Source organism: Paenibacillus gansuensis, assembly GCF_042684925.1.
Classification (GTDB): Bacteria; Bacillota; Bacilli; order Paenibacillales; family DY6; genus Paenibacillus_N; species Paenibacillus_N gansuensis.
This window is the reverse complement of record NZ_JBHUME010000014.1, coordinates 90,511-107,116: the sequence shown is the minus strand read 5'-3', so window position 1 is coordinate 107,116 and position 16,606 is coordinate 90,511. Positions and strand designations below refer to the sequence as shown.

Here is a 16,606-nt window from a genome sequence, read left to right as displayed (position 1 = left end):
TCCCGCCCGGAACAACATCACTCCGAGGGAGTCCCCCCTCTGTATATTGATATTTGAGCTAAGCCCTGCAGACCATCAACAGGTTACCATCCGGATCGCGGAAGGCGAACCAGTGGTCGAACTCGATCGCGGTGACGACCTCTGCGCCCTGCTCCTTCATAAACGCGTATGAGGCGGCAAGATCGTCCGTCAGCAGCATGAAGGCTGGGGTATTGAATGTCGGCGGACCGCCGGGCTCTTCGCCGCCCCACATCGGCATCGTATCCAAAATGATTCCGGAACCTTCAACAGGAAGCGAACACAGATGACCATTCATAATAGGAACGGACTCGACAGGTATCCCCATAATCCGGCAATACCAATCTCTAGCCTTCTCAATATCGCGGACCGGAACGAATGCCGCGCCCGTCCGTTTCAAAAGCGGTGTCAGCCGGGGTGGCCCCTCCTGAAGTGACTTGCCTTCCGGTTGTCCCTCTAATTGATAGCGCTTGAGCAATTCCGAAACGTTGATGCCATCAATCGTAAGCCCTTCGATGTTACACCCTTCAATGTGAACGCCGCTAAGATCAGAGGAGGTTATCGTGCTGCCCGCCAACTCGCACATTTCGAATCGCAACGGGCGCTGGCGCCCTTGGTCTTCCCGGTAGGCTGGGTGCCCTTTCGGCGGCAGTCCGATATTGTGAATAAAAGCTCCACCTAGCTGAGCACCGTCGATTTCAAGGTCCGACAGATTGGCATCGGTGATGAACATCCTCGACATATTGACATCCTTAAAATTCGCTTCGCTCAAATCTGCGAATTCGACGCGGAAATTGGGCAGCGAAGCATTTCGGAACGATATTTCTTCCGCACGGCAATTTTCGAACTCAGCTCCTGCTAGATTGGAATTCCGTACCAAGACTTTTTGCGTGTTCTCCCGCTGATCGATAATCTCCATTTCTTCTCCTCCTTCAATAATTCGTGAGCTCATAGGCTTACAACAGTTTTACTATGCGAATATATATTCGTATTTAATTATTTCTATGTGAACCAACCTATTCCCTCTGGTCGCCAAAATTATTTTTCACTTCTCCTCTTGGGGCTGGTTGGGACATTGATCCCGTAATATTTGCGATAATGTGGATAACAAGAAGAAAAGAAAGTTAGGGTGATCCCTTACAAGAAGATGCCTATTGTTCTCAATAGTTGGTTTCGGCCACACGCCCGGCCAAAGCCTTTTATCTGCAGGAGATTTACGGCTGAAACATGAGACCGCCCTCCCGCTCCATTCAAAATCTATGTGACTAAGAAAGTTTCATGAATGTGGAAACATTAGCATTTCGGTGATCCTTAATCTGTCCTATAGTGGTGAGGAAATCCATTACTAAGATGAGGAGGAATAAGGATGAAGTATACAAAATGGACCGTCCTGCGGCTGATCATGGCGGCCATGCTGGTTTCCGTAATGAGCCCTTTCGGGGCGGCGGCGGGACCTCTGCCTGTATCGGCCCGGGAAGAGGGTCCGGCACCCGATTGGAACCGATTACAAGATTTGCAGATTTTGTACGACAAAAAAGGCGGGCAGTGGTCTGGGGCCGGGGACGGTTTCGAGATCGAGTATGACGAGAAGGATGGTAACGGGTGGCTTCCCTTTGACCCCGACGCCGCTTACGAAGGGCTTCCCTCCTACAAAGTGAACGTGTCTGGCGCCGGCGGCTGGTGGACCGTACTCCTGGCTCACAACAACTGGGCTACCTATGACCTGAACCCGTATTGGAAGAACGGGTACCTGGAATTTTATGTAAAAGGCGCAGCCGGCGGGGAATCGTTCAAAGTCGGTTTGCGCGACAAGGTTTACGGCCGACATCCTGAAGAACAGGAAACGCAAATCTCTATTGACCATTATGTAAACGTTACCACCAATTGGCAGCATGTAAAAATACCTCTTAAGGACCTCGTACCCGATCCGGAGAAGTTCTCGCTGCTGCAAAACCGGTTGGTCACCTTAGGCCCGGACGGTTCGGAAGGACTTCAGTTCTGGGTGAATCAGATCCGGTTTACGTCCCCTGATCCGGAGGTCTCGTATCCGGCAGTGAAAGTAAATCAGGTCGGCTACACGGTAGGTGCGGAAAAATATGCTCTTGTTACAGGCTTTCCTGATGCGCTTAAGGCGGGCAAAGAGACAACGTTCCAACTAGTGGACGCTTTATCGGGAGATAAGGTGTACTCGGGAAAGCTAAAGCTCATCACAGAGTACGACCGGTACGTGTCAGGTGAAAAAGTGTTAAAAGCTGATTTCTCCCGTATCAGGAAGCCCGGTCAGTACTATGTCAAGGTCGAAGCAGAAGGCATCGAAGCTTCGCCCCGGTTCCACATCGGCAATGACATCTACGATCGCCTGTTGGTGGATTCCGCCCGTTATTTCTATTATCAGCGACAAGGAATTCCGCTCGAACCTCAGCATGCGGGGATGTTTGCCCGGGGCAACGGAACGCCGGCTGACAGCGCCGCCAAGTTTAAATCCGACGATACCCGGACACTCGACGCTTCCGGTGGCTGGTTCGACGCGGGAGATTACGGTAAATATACGAATGCGGTCGCGCTGACCGTGAATGATCTGCTATGGGCTTATGAGCTGTTCCCTTCCCAGTTTGGTGACGGGTCCAACATTCCCGAGTCCGGGAACGGGATTCCGGACTTGCTGGATGAAATCAGGTGGGGCACGGATTTCCTGCTGAAGCTGCAGGATACGGACGGCGGCGTGTACATGAAGGTAGCGCCGAGCTACGAGAAAGCGGCAGATCAGGTTACGGAAGACCGTTATATTTATGACGTGAACGGTGATAGAACGGATGTCAAGCCGACAGCCCATACAGCGGATGCTGCCGGAGCACTGGCCCACGCTTCCAAGCTGTTCAGCGCATTCGATCCCGCCTATTCTACTCAGCTCCTTAGCGCCGCCAAAAAGGCATGGGGCTACCTAGAGGAGAACGGTGAAGTGTTTGCGACGGAGAGCGAGGGCGCATATCCCGATGGCAGCGATAAGGACAACCGGCTGTACGCCGCGGCTTCTTTATTCCGTACAACGGGGGAAGCTCCTTACAGCAGCTATTTTGCAGCCCATTATGACGGGTATGGCCCTTCGTTCTCCGCAACAGAGAACGGGTATGGCATTACCCGGATGGAGCTCCCCGGTTTCCTGCATTATATCCATGCCGGTAACCCGGATCCCGCTGTAATCAAGTGGTGGAACCGACATTACAGCAAGTTTGAGGCCGCTCAGGTAGACCGCGCGAAGCATTTGCCTTGGCATACGACGCATGACGACGGCCGTTCCGGCAGTGAGCACGATTTTTACTGGGGCAATAACAAAGATGTGCTGAATACGGTGATCGTTCTTACGGCAGCGGCCCGCTCGAAATATGGAAAAAGCAGCAAAGACGCCCTCCTTGCCGCGCGCCATAACTTGAACTACATGCTGGGCATCAACCCGCTGCGGTTCAGCTATGTTTCCGGTTACGGAGAAGACAGCTTGTCCGCGGTCTTCAGCAATCAGTTCAGCTACGGCGGCACCAGGCGTGTTCCCCCGGGTATCTTGACCGGCGGACCGAACGCTTACGACGCCGGGCACTACTCCAGGTTTCCCGGCAAAGCGTTCCGCGATGTCAATTCTGATTGGACAGTGAACGAGCCGACCATCTATTGGGTGTCCAATCTGGTATTTGTCGCAGCTTTCGCAGCCGAGATGGCGGAAGAGAACGAATAGCGCTTTAGATTCCGGGCAGCAAACAGCCGGGGAGCGTGTGTACCTGTTCTTAGGGATTATGTTAGGCCCACGGGATGTTATCGCATCTAAGTGGGCTTTTCCAATTCCTTAGCGAATTTTTCATGATTTATAAGCTAAGTGGTGTTCCTTAAGAGACATTAATTCAGATTTATTCACAGGGAGCTTAGCAGTTTCTCAGAATTGATTAAACTCACCGCAAGCTCGACCAGCCTCTTTTTCAAAAATGTCTTTTGGAATAATGGTACTATCTTTTAACCAGACCACTTTCTCGTTGTATATGTTCAACTTGGCTTCAAAACTGGTTCTACTCTGTTCAAAATCCCTCGTCCATTTATACATCATCTTCAACATCAGGATATCTGGCTTATAATGGCACTTTTCCATGCCAAGTTTTTGCTTCCTGTTTAACGCGGCTTGATTAAATCTGAAATTAAAATACCGTTTATCTTCAATCCAGTAATGTCACAATCAGTTATCTCAACATTTGATAAATCGCAATTTCTTAATTGCCCACTAGAAAGGTTACAGTTATGAAAACTTACAGGTTTATATTGCCCATCGGGATTATAATTTCCGTCACCCTCCATAGGGAGAACAACATTATTAAACTCTGTTCCAAACAGATGGACATGGTCAATAACTGCGTTGCTAAAATTAGCATGATGAATGCCTAAACCTGACAAGTTTGCGTTCGAGATTTTAATTCCACCCATATTCACATCATGTAAAGTCATTTCACTCATATTTACATTATTCATTTTCGTCTTAGCCAAGCTGACATTATCTATATCAAGCCCCTCAGCTCTAACCTCCTGCCACTTAGACCCTGATATATCCGCCTGTTGCAAATCCAACGGTTCCACCTTCAAGTTCATTCTCATACCCCTTTGATTATAAATTAAGTTGCATTCGAAACTTCGACATAGGACTTACATCTTCCTTTATTAACCAGTTGGCTAATCTCCCGTTTTATATATTCGACGACTTCATAGGTCCATTGACTACCGCAGTCCTGCTCCCCGTCAGCCATTCATGCCGCTCATCACCAGAATTTCAATACAACCTCTTCTGCTCGTTAGTTGAAAAAGGCTGCTGGTCAATCGGAGCTGCAGCCCACACAGTGTTTTTACGCTATCGTTTCCCTTCACTCAACTCAATTTATATTGTATTTCTGCTTAAATTCTACTGATAACTCACTCCAAACATCGTACTTATTTCCGTCTGGGTCAGTAATAATAAAGTTCCTCCCAGGATGCCCCCTATCTTCAATTTCCCCAACAGACACTCCCTTTTCTTGCAATTCTTTCTGCAGCTGTATTAATGCTTCTATGCCGTTTACCTCAAACGAACATGGAAACATGAGACCGTCATTTATTGTATGAAAATTTGCAAGGGTACCTTTCTCACTTTGAATCAAAATAAAGCTTTGGTGAGCCAGATTAAGAATTGCATGGTTATTTCCTTCATCCAAGTGAATCAATTCAGCACCTAAATTTGTACAAAACCATTCAGAAGTTCTTCTAGGATTGGTTACTGGTAAATAAATAGTGCCTACTCTCACTAGCTTTGATGACATGTAGTGTCTCCTTTGATTGAACTATTATTTTAAATACTCTCCTATTTGCTTGTTCTTAGTTAACTTAGCCCCTTATTTTTTACGCCAAATATTTTTATAAAGGTCACTAATCGTTAGTTCGACTATACCTGCACCTTCAATCGGATCTTCATTTGGTTCGTCATTCAGAAAGAGAAAGAAAAACAATCTCCATCCTTATAATTCAACCCACATTGACCCGTTGCACTAGTGTTGTATGTTTTACCATCGTATTGAGCTGTCATTTTGGCAGTCGTTGATGTAATGAAGGAATGATCGTTGATGGTCTCATGATGGACACCCGAAATGAGCGAAGCACCCGATAAAAAGTATCGACCGCCTGATCTAAATCCGATCTCATATCCTCCATTATGTGTTCTCTGAAGCGATGCTACGAATATTTTATGTTCTCCATCATTATAAATCTCTTTACCGTTGTTACTATCAAAACATGACAAATCAACTCTAAGTGAATACTTTCCTTCAACTAGGTGACCACTTTCATTAGTATATTCCTTGGTATTGTTTGCAAGAAAAGCTATTCCATTAGACCATAAGCCGAATAACCCTGATGACCAGAGAACCACAATCATTAGAACCGTAAGAAGTGCAGTGATGAAAAATATTTTTTTAGCTTTCATGTTTACTATCTAGAACCCCCTGTATGTCAGTTTGCCATTTCCTTTACACTATGAGGCATGACTTGTGGCATAAGGCATGAAGATTTTTATGCTTAAACGGTCAAAGTGGTGCTTTTTCTTTTATATAAACATGACTTCTCACAGGGTTGCAGTCGTTCGTTTCTTGTTAAAATCCATGTGTAAGAAAAAGGAGGTTGCTCCGAGACCGCTATTTTTGCCGGTAGGTGGTTCTGAAACTATTCGGCAAGCAGAGGTGCTCTTACCTAGTATATGGCAAATCATTTAGTTATTGTTTCAACAAACAATGGGAATCTTGAATTTGACTTGTGAAATCCCATGGAATTAAGGGTCCCGCTCCGGGAACCAATTCATGCATACTTTGCTTGATTATGGGGAAATTTAACAGCAAATATAATTTTGATGGAGGACTTGTGATGTCAAAAGGAACAACGAGAAAGTATGCCAAATTTAGTGCATTGGTTCTGTTGTTAGCGCTTGTGTCTGCTCTTATTACAGCTTTCACAACAAACAACAACCAGAATAACGACGAATCCGCAAACAAAGCTTATTCTGATAAGGAACTCGTCAAAACACTTCCGGGATTCAAAAACGGATATAAAAAGGTAAATGGAATCACCCTTCACTATGTTGAAGGGGGTAAGGGTGAACCATTGTTCCTTCTTCCAGGCTGGCCGCAAACTTGGTATGCGTATCACAAAATTATGCCGGAACTAGCAAAGAAATATCATGTTTACGTCGTTGAGTATCGTGGAATGGGCAGCTCTGACAAACCTGCTGCCGGTTATGACAAGAAGACGATGGCTTCGGATATTTATGCCTTGGTCAAAGAGCTTGGCTATAAGAAAGTTAATATGGCAGGACATGACATTGGGGCATTTGTTGCTTATGCTTATGCAGCCAATTACCCTCAAGCTACGACAAAATTAGCTGTGTTGGATGTTGTTCATCCATCCGAACGCTATCTGGAACTCCCTCTCTTACCGCCGCCGGGAGTGTACGATACGAGCGTTAAGGACCATCCTATATACCCTTGGTGGTTCGGATTCAATTCTGTTCCAGACTTGCCTGAGAAATTGCTGCAAGGGAATGGAATGCGTATTTATCAAGATTGGCTTTTTGACTATTTGGCCTATGGCAAGCCTGCTATGACTAAAGAGGTCAAAGAAGTCTACTATGCGGCATATTCAAGTGCTGACGCAATTCGCGCAAGCAACGGGTGGTATAAGACGTTCAGGCAAGACATTGAAGATTTCAAAACTTATCCAAAATTATCAATGCCAGTTCTCGGTATTGCAGGCTTTGATTCCACATTCCGTAATCTGGATGCACATTTGAGTAAATATGCGACTAATGCAAAATCGTTGAAACTTGAAGGAGCCGGACACTGGATCGCAGAGCAGAAACCGCAGGAAACCATTAAACTGTTTAATGAGTTTTTCCAGTAATAACAATAGCAGTGCATGGCAAGCCTAACCATGCACTGCTTTTTTCGTTTTACCTCATAACTTCACTACATTCGGAAAGCCGCCAAAGATACTCGTTGCATTTCTCGTATCGAATAATAATTTCGAATTAGATATAATCCGCTCTATCGGAAGTGCGGAGTGGTCCGTAAGTAGAACTACACAATCTGCGCTTGCTACAGCGTCATCGGTCAATTCCGACCTCATATATCTTTTACCGTCCAGGTTAAGTTCCGGAATATAGGGATCATAATAGCTTACCTTTGCCCCCTCTCCCACTAGAAGTGACATGACATCACACGCACTAGACTCCCTCAAATCGTTAACATCTTTTTTGTAAGTCAGACCGAGTAAAAAAATGGAGGCTTCGCTTAGCCGCCGCTGGGGCAGCAGTTTATTGATCCGCGATACGACATACGCGGGCATGGAATCATTCACTTGTTTGGATACTTTCAGAAAGGGCAGTGTGACGCCGACTTGGTCCGCCTTCCAATCCAAATATAGCGGGTCTACCGGGATACAATGTCCCCCAACTCCTGAGCCCGGGTAAAAATGCAGATTCCCGTAAGGTTTTGTGTTGATCGCATCGATGACTTCCCACACGTTAATATCCATTTTGTCGCAAAGCTTTGTCACTTCATTAAGAAATGAAATATTGATAAACCGCTGGCTGTTCTCAAGCACTTTGGCCATCTCAGCAGCCCTTGTAGTGGATAACGAAACTATCTTATTAAATAGAGGAGAATATAATTCGCTGACCTTCTGCGTACACGCAGGTGTAATCCCGCTTATGATTTTGGGCATGATACTCCGCGCAAAGCGAGTGTCGCCCGGGTTAATCCTTTCCGGCGAATACGCGGCGTAAAAATCACGACCTGCTTTTCGGCCTCCCCTTTCCAAAATCGGAACCAGCACTTCTTCCGTCGTCCCAGGGTAAGTGGAGCTTTCCAACACAACAAGCTGCCCGTTCAATTCCATGTTTGAAATGTCCGATGCGGCTTGTTCTACGTAACGCAGATCAGGCTTGCCTTCCGAATTTAACGGGGTAGGCACACAGATAATATAAGCATCCATGGGGGGCGTATCTTTCACATGTTGAGCCGGTTCGAATGCTCCGCTTTTCATTAAAGTCAACACAGCGTTATTCGTTATATCAGAAATATAACTTTTCCCTTCCCTTAAGGAAGCAATTTTACGTTTATCCAGTTCGATTCCCGTCACTTGGTAACCATGCTCAACGAACATGATCGCAAGCGGCAATCCAACGTACCCCAAACCGATAATGCCTATGTGCTTGAGCTTACTTTCCGCATCCAAAAGTCTATCACCCTTTCTTGTCAGGCTCGTGTCAACTCCCGCCTAATCCGTTCAGCCAAAAGTAACGCCCGAAGCCCATCGGATCCTGCAACTTTCGGTGCCTTGCCATTTTGAATACTTTCTATAAAATGAATTAATTGCATACGCAAAGGCTCATGGGTAGGGATAATAACTTTCTCGACAATATTATGCTGGCGGTAGCCGGTGCTTGCTTTGTCCAAGAGAAAATTAGTGGAACGCGAAATTAGGATATTACGGTCCAACAGATCCGCTTGTATGAAAGCGTCTTTCGTCACCACTTTCAGCGTGCGGACCTTCTCTTCCGTAACCTGGCTTGCAGTCAGGTTAGCGATAATACCGCTATGAAATTGAAGCAGTGTACTTACATGTTTCAGAGCTTGGAAGTATATCCGGCCGAGTGCATGTATGCGTTCCACATCTTCCTCAAGCAAATATAACAGAATGTAAAGGTCATGAATCATCAAATCCATTACGACATCCGAATGACGGTTTCTTGCTTCGGGAGGACCCATGCGTTTCATCTCGAAGGCAATGATCTCCTCATTGGCCAGTATATTCTTCATAACGTTAATGGTTGGATTGAACAATTCGATGTGCCCTACCTGGAGAACTACTCCTGACTTATTCGCTTTATGGATCAGCATCTCTCCTTGCTCCAAGGTTTCCGTCATTGGCTTTTCGATCAGTACATGGATTCCCCTATCCGCACAAAGAGCTCCTACCTCGAAATGAGCCGATGTCGGGACGGTAACACTTACTGCCTCTACCCGTTCCAGGAGTTCATCCACCGTCCGAAATGCGGTTACCCCAAAGTCGGCTGCCACTTGGCTGGCGCGCTCATAGTCCGTATCAAAGATACCCGTTAACTGGCAGCGGTCTTTTAAAGTGTTATAAACTCGGATATGGTTGGTGCCCATCGCTCCCGTTCCAATGACCCCTACTTTCATAGCACCTCACCTTTTTCCTATAGATCAAATCCCTTTGTAAATTTCTGCGAGCTGAAGCGCAACTCGAATGTGATTATATTGCTTTACTACGTACTCTCGCCCTCTGACTCCTAATTGGAAACGGATTTGCGGATTGTTTAGTAAATATTTTAATTTCTTGAATACTGTTTCGGGGTTGGCGTTCACAATGGGCAGATGTGCCGGATACTTGTCTAGTAGATCATCTCTGATATAACAAAGAACCGGTTTCCCAAGTGCCATGCCTTCTAGACTTAATATACCGAATGAGCCGATGAGCAATTGGTCAATCAAGATATCTGCTTTTTTATAGAACTTTAAAGCTTCTTCATATGGCATGTCTTCAATCAGCATGAAATCGAAGGCATGCCCTTGCCTTCTTAAACGTTCTATCGCTTCCATAACATAATCTGTACCTTTGACCTCCAAGTTAGTAGGGGCGTGGACAATGAAGGGTTTTCTTTTCGATATTTCAGGGTAAACCGGCTGGAATCGACTGGAATCTATGAACTGCCTGATTACATGCACATGTTTATAATGATCAGAGACATAGGGATAAAGTTCATAGTCCGCCACAACCGCATGATGAATGTAGGAAGATAATAATTGTAACTTAGTCAATATTGAAGCTTCTCTACGGGATCTCCCTCTCTTAATGCGCACATAAGGGTTATTACTTTTTTTTGCTATAGAAAGCATCCGGACATCAGAACCGCGATGCTGCATGATTACCTTTTTCCCCAGTTCCTTCAAAATGGCCAAATCCCTATTGTCGGAAAAAAAAGTTTTTCCGAAATGAAAATGAAATACATCGTATGTTTTAAGAGCCTCTTCGAAAAAAGCGGAACGGATCTTTTCTCCTTCTTCAGGAGAGTATTTATCCAGATGGAGACATATATCAGGTTTGCGCTGCTTTTTCTTTTCCCGAAAATGACACGACGTGGAATCAATACCTATTCTTTTTAATGCGTTTGATATTTCTACCAGCTGCCCCCCGAAAGATAGATGAAGAACTTTCATCTATGCCCCTCCTCTCGAGTGTTTGCTCTGCTTTTATTTATCCTATAGAAAGACCGTTCAATACGTTCTGGATGTAATTACCAATTTATGAAAAATGTATTTATTTCTAGGAAATTTCAACTATTGTCCAAACAGGAAAAGAAACTCAGCATACTGATAAAGTGAACGAAGTAAAGGTGGTGTATTTATGGCTTCCGGGAAAAAAAGAAAGGATACAAAAACAGAAAAACAACTTGAGAGAAGAAAAAAGCGCCATAAGGCCAAAGGAAAATTGAAAAGAAGAAATGCAGGAGAAAGAAAGAAAAAAGAAAACATAGAAAAAAAAACGGGAGAGCGGGCCGAAAAAAAAGTTGGAAAGATTAAGAGGAAAGCTAGGAGAGAAGAAGCAAAAAGGCTTGAATTGCAACAAACAAACCTCGAAGAGAGGGGTACTAAACGTATTGCTTTAGAAGGCCATACCTCGCCGACTTTCACGCCAATCCGATTCCAAACCCCACATCCGGCATTTGCGACCAGACTTCTGGTTCCATCTCCCGCAACGAACATGGAAGCGGCTAAAGTAGGTAAAGTGCTGCATTTGCCAAGCAACCCCGCAGGCCAAATGAGCACGCAAGCCCTTGCTCTTCGTGCATTAGGCGTACCGGTCTCTTTTGTCACATACTCTTCTAGTAATCGATACGGATATCCCGTGGACCTTCCTTCCCCGCTCAATGGCGTAACTTCCTCTGAACAGGATGCAGCTATGATGACATATGCAATGGAAGCAGCTCATGAATACGATCTCTTTCATTTTCATAGCGGCCAGACCTTCACTTATACTTCCTACGCCTATACTGATTTACCGTATTTAAACTTATTCAAGAAGAAGATGGTCATGTCATTTTGGGGATCGGAAATACGAAGACTATCCATTGCAAAGAAGAATAACCCGTTTGCCCGGGCAAGAATCCTCGATGAGAAAGAAATTTTAGAGCGGCTTCACGTCCTATCCCATTATATGAATGCTGTCATAGCACCGGACTATGAAATGTACGAATACCTGAGGGGGTATTTTAAGAGAGTATATTTAGTCCGGCAAGCAGTCGAACCGCGGAACTATAGTCCGCTATACCCGGTAGATTCCAAAAGGCCTCTTGTCGTCCATGCCCCCAGTCATACCTATATTAAAGGTACCGAATATTTGGTTCAGGCAGTGGAACGCCTGAAAAAGTCTGTCGATTTCGATTACATCCAAGTCGAAAACATGCCTCATGCAGAGGCAGTCAAAATTTATCAAAAAGCAGATATCATTGTGGATCAGCTGTGCCTGGGTATCTATTCTATTTTCCCTATTGAGGCCATGCTTCTAGGAAAACCTGTCATCACATTCATTCGGGACGACCTTCGAAAGACTTATCCCAGTGATTTACCCATTGTATCTGCGAATCCGTTAACAATTCAAGATACGTTGCACGGACTCCTCACAAACCCACTGAAGCGGTATCATCTCGGCATCCGCGGACGGCAATACGCGCTAAAGCATCATAATCCTGAAACGATCGCCCGTCAATTAGTTTCGATCTATAACAGATTGTAGCCGCTATTCGAAACTTATCTCCAGCCATGCAGCGTATTTTATGGAAAGGACAGGTGTACAGTGAAAAAGGTGCTTTTTATCAGCTATCATTTCCCCCCCATTGGAGCAAGCCAGAGGGCGTTAAAATTTGTAAAATACCTTCCGAAATTCGGTTGGTCCCCCCTTGTTTTGGCTCCTTCCAACTCAACCTATCCTAAGTTGGATTATACGATGCTGGCCGAAATCCCCCGGGAGAGCGAGATTATAAGGCTTCCTGCATGCGAGGATTTTCCTGGAAACCCTTATATTACGGCGGAGGATTTTATGCACGGTTGGTTTCCCGCCGTAATTAAAGAAGGAGTAAGACTCATTCGAACAAAACAGATTGATGCCATCTACAGTGTGTCTGCCCCCTACGTCTCGCTTCTTGCAGGTGTTGCGCTTAAGAGGCTTACCGGCAAACCGCTTGTTGTCGACCTTAGGGATGAATGGACGACAAACCCATTTATCCAAGGCCCCCGTTATGCCAGAGATATCCGAGCCAATCACAAGTTTGAGGTATTATCGCTGCAGGAAGCGGACGCTGTTATCTCCGTTACGGAGCAAATTACCGATACTTTATATCAAATTTCCGGCACCGGTTCCAACCGAAAGTTCCATACGATTCACAACGGATATGATCCTATGGACTTTGTTAATATTGCCGCTAAAAAAAAGAATAAAAAATTCACTATTTGTTATATGGGATCCATCTATGGGCTAAGAAGAGGCGTAGCAAATCAATTTTTTTCCGAGTTAAATAGTGCCATTTCTAACAACATCATTAACCCTGACCATATCGAGCTCAAGCTGATCGGTTATCTCGACAGCATTACATTTCCGGAAGAGTGGCCATTACATCATATCGTTCATTCGACGGGTTACCTGAATCATAAGACCGCGCTTGCTAATGCTGCAGCTTCAGATTTACTGCTTCTTTTTATAGACCCGCGGGAAGATACAACCGTAACCAGCAAAATTTATGAGCTGGTTCGTTTGGGGAAACCGATTCTTGCACTAATTCCACCGGTCGGTTCAGCTGCCACTATTCTTGCGCATACTCGGACTGGGATCATCGTGGATTCCAAATGTCCATCCAAATCCATTAAAGTAATAAAATCACTTTATAAAGCATGGAGAGCGGATGCGATTAAAACCAAACCGAACGAGATGGCTATTCAAAAATACAGCAGAGTGAAACTGACCGGCAAGCTGGCCGTGATTCTTGACCAAATCACTTCACGCGGAGGTGCTACCTGATGGAATTGTGGCCGAATTACACTCCGGCACCGGAGTATAAAGAACTGGTAAACATCGAGATCGACCGTTATGGAACAGGTAAATTACAGGTAAAATACACACCTTACATTGGCAGTTATGAAACTGCCGGGGATTATATGAACTGGGGAAAGCACAAGAGGTTTCAACCGGCAGAGGGCCGTTTATTGCTTGATTCCCAAGGAATTCCTAAAATTAAGTACGGCACCGATTATCATTATAATCCTGTCACTGTAAGCCAATATGCATTAACGATGCATGGCAGATATATGAACCGTCCCAAGGACCTGAAAAAATTCCTGGCTGCAGCTGATCATCTCATCTCGATGCAGCATCCATCAGGAGCTTTTCGCTACCCGTTCTCCTTTGAATATTTTCGCAAGGTGTACCCGCCGGGTTGGGTTTCCGGAATGTCCCAAGGTCACGCTTTAAGCGTATTCGCCCGCGCTTATCGCTGTACGGGGAAAAAGCGATATTTAGCTGCAGGCAATGCTGCCCTGCAATTTTTAATAAAGCCTATCCAGGAGGGCGGAACGATGGCTACCTTTAGCGATCTTCATCCCTCTCTTGCCTCTTATATCATTTTTGAAGAATATCCCGTCCAGCCTTCGTCTTATACGTTAAACGGTTTTTTATTCACGATGATCGGATTATACGATTGGTGGAAATTATCCCCCTCCTCAGAAACGTCAAGTTCCGCGCTCGCGGGACAATATTTTCTAAGATGTGTCGAAACGGCCAAGCAGATTCTCTGCTATTACGATATCGGCGGTTATACCGCGTATGATCTAAGGCATTTGATTTACGGCCTTGAACCCAAATCAGCCAGAACATATCACGCCGTGCATATTTATCTTCTATACGCATTATATTCGATCACAGGCGATAAGGTTTTTAAGAATTATTATCGGATGTGGCGTTCTTACATCGATTGAAAAAGAACGAACGATCTCAAAGATCGTTCGTTCTTTCACTTAGGCAGCAAAGGGTTCCAATAATGAAGCGAGGTTTCCGCAGAATGCAGGCGGAAGCCATTATTCTGGTAAAGCGAAAGGGCTGCACTGTTACTGCTTTGTGTACCGACTTGAACATGGGAGGTGCCGTGGGAACGGAAATAAAGGACCGCTGTTTCCAGCAGCTGTCTGCCTATTCCCTGACCTTGATAACCGGAAGAAACCGCAATCAGGTCGATGATGCCATACGGCCTGCGTTCAGTGTCCTGGGACAGGATACAGCTGATAAAGCCGGTAACCTTCCCATCCATACTTTCATGCACAAACATTTGGTCGGCTCTTTTCCCTTCAAGGGTATCTTCGATCCATTTCTTATAAACTTTGTGAGCCGTTTCTTTGGATATCCTAGGATCGTTATAAAACCTCCCCTGAACGAACTGATGATGCATCTCGCGGATGAAAGGTGCATCCGTTTTGCTTGCTTCTTTCACGCCGGATCCCTTCGTAAACTGAGGTGATTCTTGACCAAGACGATAGGTAAAGGTGAGCAACTGGTCTACGGTATAAAAGCCAACGGATTCCAGCTCCTGGATGAGTTTGATTTCGGCTGAAGCTAGTCTGCAGCTGATAAACTGGACTGAGGTCTTATGGATAATTTCCAGCAGCCTCTGCTTTATAAGCATATTTTCCTCGCCTTTTGGTGCCAAGGCTCTGTTAAACGACAGCTGATAAGCTTCCACACCCAGAACAGCGGAATCCCAGGGTGAATATTTCAGTCTGAATGAATAATCCCCCATCAAATCCCCACCTTGTATGCGATGATCCCTTTACTTTCTGTACTGATTGGCAATAGAAATCACCTGTTCCGCAACATAGTGCACCTGTTCCTCCGTCATGCCCGGATAAAGCGGCAGGGATATAGCGCGTTCGTAAGCCTCTTTGGCGGCCGGGTACAGTTCCGTACGATAACCTAATTGCTGATAGTAAGGATGTGAAGTGACCGGGATAAAATGTACACTTGTACCGATCCCCGCTTCCGTTAATTTTACAATGAACTCATTCCGGGAAATGTTCACATGATCCTGCAGCCGAATTACGTATAAATGCCAGGCATGGCGGTGTTCCTTCGAATCATAGGGAGTTATGAGAGCATCGCATGATGCGAATGCCTTCTGATAAATGCTTGCATAAGTTTGCCGCAAGGCTTGCATTTGATCAAGTTTCCGCAGCTGCACTAAGCCTATGGCGGCCTGTATATCGGTCATATTATATTTATATCCCGCAAAATTCACTTCATAATACCATGATCCCTTTTCTGAATAGCGTTTCCATGCGTTTTTATTCATACCGTGCAGACTCATAACTCGAATACGTTCGGCAACCTCCTCATCGGAAGCAGTTACCATGCCGCCCTCTCCAGTTGCCAGATTCTTAGTGGTATAAAAACTGAAACAGGTAATGTCTCCTATACTCCCGACAGGCCTGTTCTTATATTGGCTGTACACAGCATGAGCGGCATCTTCAATGATTTTCAGCCGATACCGGTTCGCCAGCTCTATCAATTCTTCCATTTCACAAGGAAAGCCTGCAAAATGAACAGGTATGAGTGCTTTGGTCCTCGGTGTAATCGCTTGCTCCACAAGTTTAGCATCTATATTCATTGTCATGGGATCTATATCTACGAACACAGGTTTTGCTCCTGTATGAATAATGGTGTTGGCGGTTGCAGCAAAAGTATAAGGTGTAGTAATCACTTCATCCCCAGGTCCAATCCCGACAGCCAATTGTGCCAAATGTAATCCTGCTGTGCATGAGTTTAAACCGATTGCATGCGGACTTCCGGCAAACGCAGAAAACTTCTCTTCGAATTCCGATGTAAGCGGACCTCTTGTCAGCCAATATGATTTCATTGTGTTGATGACTTGTTGGATCTCCTCATCCCCAATATAAGGAAGTGCATAAGGTATATTCAT

14 protein-coding genes are annotated in these 16,606 nt (G+C 45.3%); 5 read left to right on the top strand and 9 right to left on the bottom strand.

The window, feature by feature from the left end; all coding sequences use genetic code 11:
- Nucleotides 1-58: 58 nt before the first annotated feature.
- Complete coding sequence (locus ACFSUF_RS20850; RefSeq protein WP_377606196.1) at nucleotides 59-970, bottom strand: pentapeptide repeat-containing protein; 912 nt, start codon at nucleotides 968-970, stop codon at nucleotides 59-61.
- A gap of 414 nt (nucleotides 971-1,384) precedes the next feature.
- Here ACFSUF_RS20850 and ACFSUF_RS20845 point away from each other — a divergent pair, with 414 nt between their 5' ends.
- Nucleotides 1,385-3,745, top strand: coding sequence for a glycoside hydrolase family 9 protein (locus ACFSUF_RS20845; RefSeq protein ID WP_377606194.1), 2,361 nt, complete (start codon nucleotides 1,385-1,387; stop codon nucleotides 3,743-3,745).
- A gap of 425 nt (nucleotides 3,746-4,170) precedes the next feature.
- Here the strand turns inward: ACFSUF_RS20845 and ACFSUF_RS20840 are convergent, their stop codons facing one another.
- The 3 genes from ACFSUF_RS20840 to ACFSUF_RS20830 all read right to left on the bottom strand — a co-directional run bounded on the left by ACFSUF_RS20840 (nucleotide 4,171) and on the right by ACFSUF_RS20830 (nucleotide 6,001).
- The gene (locus ACFSUF_RS20840; protein WP_377606191.1) at nucleotides 4,171-4,641 is read right to left on the bottom strand and encodes a pentapeptide repeat-containing protein; all 471 of its coding nucleotides are present in this window, start codon (nucleotides 4,639-4,641) and stop codon (nucleotides 4,171-4,173) included.
- 278 nt (nucleotides 4,642-4,919) lie between these two features.
- Entirely contained in the window at nucleotides 4,920-5,342 is a 423-nt protein-coding gene (locus ACFSUF_RS20835; protein WP_377606189.1) for a VOC family protein, read from the bottom strand.
- 164 nt (nucleotides 5,343-5,506) lie between these two features.
- Entirely contained in the window at nucleotides 5,507-6,001 is a 495-nt protein-coding gene (locus tag ACFSUF_RS20830; protein WP_377606187.1) for a hypothetical protein, read from the bottom strand.
- Between the two features lie 434 nt (nucleotides 6,002-6,435).
- On the opposite strand from ACFSUF_RS20830, the gene ACFSUF_RS20825 reads away from it, so the two are divergent.
- Entirely contained in the window at nucleotides 6,436-7,467 is a 1,032-nt protein-coding gene (locus tag ACFSUF_RS20825; RefSeq protein WP_377606185.1) for an alpha/beta fold hydrolase, read from the top strand.
- A 54-nt stretch (nucleotides 7,468-7,521) separates the two neighbouring features.
- Here ACFSUF_RS20825 and ACFSUF_RS20820 read toward each other — a convergent pair whose 3' ends face one another.
- The 3 genes from ACFSUF_RS20820 to ACFSUF_RS20810 are packed head-to-tail and all read right to left on the bottom strand — an operon-like array spanning nucleotide 7,522 to nucleotide 10,808.
- On the bottom strand, nucleotides 7,522-8,802 hold the full coding sequence (locus tag ACFSUF_RS20820; RefSeq protein WP_377606183.1) for a nucleotide sugar dehydrogenase: 1,281 nt from the start codon (nucleotides 8,800-8,802) through the stop codon (nucleotides 7,522-7,524).
- A 20-nt stretch (nucleotides 8,803-8,822) separates the two neighbouring features.
- Entirely contained in the window at nucleotides 8,823-9,770 is a 948-nt protein-coding gene (locus ACFSUF_RS20815) for a Gfo/Idh/MocA family oxidoreductase (RefSeq protein ID WP_377606181.1), read from the bottom strand.
- A gap of 24 nt (nucleotides 9,771-9,794) precedes the next feature.
- A complete protein-coding gene (locus ACFSUF_RS20810; RefSeq protein WP_377606179.1) occupies nucleotides 9,795-10,808 on the bottom strand; it encodes a glycosyltransferase family 4 protein in 1,014 nt (337 codons plus the stop codon).
- Nucleotides 10,809-10,995: 187 nt separating this feature from the next.
- Here ACFSUF_RS20810 and ACFSUF_RS20805 point away from each other — a divergent pair, with 187 nt between their 5' ends.
- From ACFSUF_RS20805 to ACFSUF_RS20795, 3 genes are read left to right on the top strand one after another with little or no spacing between them, the layout of a single operon-like run.
- Nucleotides 10,996-12,384 (top strand): glycosyltransferase family 4 protein, encoded by a 1,389-nt coding sequence (locus ACFSUF_RS20805; RefSeq protein WP_377606177.1) that lies wholly within the window; start codon nucleotides 10,996-10,998, stop codon nucleotides 12,382-12,384.
- 60 nt (nucleotides 12,385-12,444) lie between these two features.
- Nucleotides 12,445-13,662: a glycosyltransferase gene (locus ACFSUF_RS20800; RefSeq protein ID WP_377606175.1), complete on the top strand. Its 1,218-nt coding sequence runs from the start codon at nucleotides 12,445-12,447 to the stop codon at nucleotides 13,660-13,662.
- Complete coding sequence (locus ACFSUF_RS20795; protein ID WP_377606173.1) at nucleotides 13,662-14,615, top strand: D-glucuronyl C5-epimerase family protein; 954 nt, start codon at nucleotides 13,662-13,664, stop codon at nucleotides 14,613-14,615. Before ACFSUF_RS20800 ends, ACFSUF_RS20795 begins: the two co-directional genes overlap by 1 nt.
- Before the next feature lie 35 nt (nucleotides 14,616-14,650).
- Here the strand turns inward: ACFSUF_RS20795 and ACFSUF_RS20790 are convergent, their stop codons facing one another.
- Together ACFSUF_RS20790 and ACFSUF_RS20785 are read right to left on the bottom strand one after the other, a co-directional pair.
- Nucleotides 14,651-15,430 carry a GNAT family N-acetyltransferase gene (locus ACFSUF_RS20790; protein WP_377606171.1) on the bottom strand — a complete coding sequence of 260 codons (780 nt, stop codon included), beginning with the start codon at nucleotides 15,428-15,430 and terminating at the stop codon, nucleotides 14,651-14,653.
- 30 nt (nucleotides 15,431-15,460) lie between these two features.
- Nucleotides 15,461-16,606, bottom strand: a complete 1,146-nt coding sequence (locus ACFSUF_RS20785) for a DegT/DnrJ/EryC1/StrS family aminotransferase (protein ID WP_377606169.1) — start codon at nucleotides 16,604-16,606, stop codon at nucleotides 15,461-15,463.

Bases quoted from the DNA above. Each gene is read 5' to 3' on its own strand.
- ACFSUF_RS20850 (WP_377606196.1), bottom strand. From the start codon at position 970: ATGAGCTCACGAATTATTGAAGGAGGAGAAGAAATGGAGATTATCGAT.
- ACFSUF_RS20845 (WP_377606194.1), top strand. From the start codon at position 1,385: ATGAAGTATACAAAATGGACCGTCCTGCGGCTGATCATGGCGGCCATG.
- ACFSUF_RS20840 (WP_377606191.1), bottom strand. From the start codon at position 4,641: ATGAACTTGAAGGTGGAACCGTTGGATTTGCAACAGGCGGATATATCA.
- ACFSUF_RS20835 (WP_377606189.1), bottom strand. From the start codon at position 5,342: ATGTCATCAAAGCTAGTGAGAGTAGGCACTATTTATTTACCAGTAACC.
- ACFSUF_RS20830 (WP_377606187.1), bottom strand. From the start codon at position 6,001: ATGAAAGCTAAAAAAATATTTTTCATCACTGCACTTCTTACGGTTCTA.
- ACFSUF_RS20825 (WP_377606185.1), top strand. From the start codon at position 6,436: ATGTCAAAAGGAACAACGAGAAAGTATGCCAAATTTAGTGCATTGGTT.
- ACFSUF_RS20815 (WP_377606181.1), bottom strand. From the start codon at position 9,770: ATGAAAGTAGGGGTCATTGGAACGGGAGCGATGGGCACCAACCATATC.
- ACFSUF_RS20810 (WP_377606179.1), bottom strand. From the start codon at position 10,808: ATGAAAGTTCTTCATCTATCTTTCGGGGGGCAGCTGGTAGAAATATCA.
- ACFSUF_RS20805 (WP_377606177.1), top strand. From the start codon at position 10,996: ATGGCTTCCGGGAAAAAAAGAAAGGATACAAAAACAGAAAAACAACTT.
- ACFSUF_RS20795 (WP_377606173.1), top strand. From the start codon at position 13,662: ATGGAATTGTGGCCGAATTACACTCCGGCACCGGAGTATAAAGAACTG.
- ACFSUF_RS20790 (WP_377606171.1), bottom strand. From the start codon at position 15,430: ATGGGGGATTATTCATTCAGACTGAAATATTCACCCTGGGATTCCGCT.
- ACFSUF_RS20785 (WP_377606169.1), bottom strand. From the start codon at position 16,606: ATGAATATACCTTATGCACTTCCTTATATTGGGGATGAGGAGATCCAA.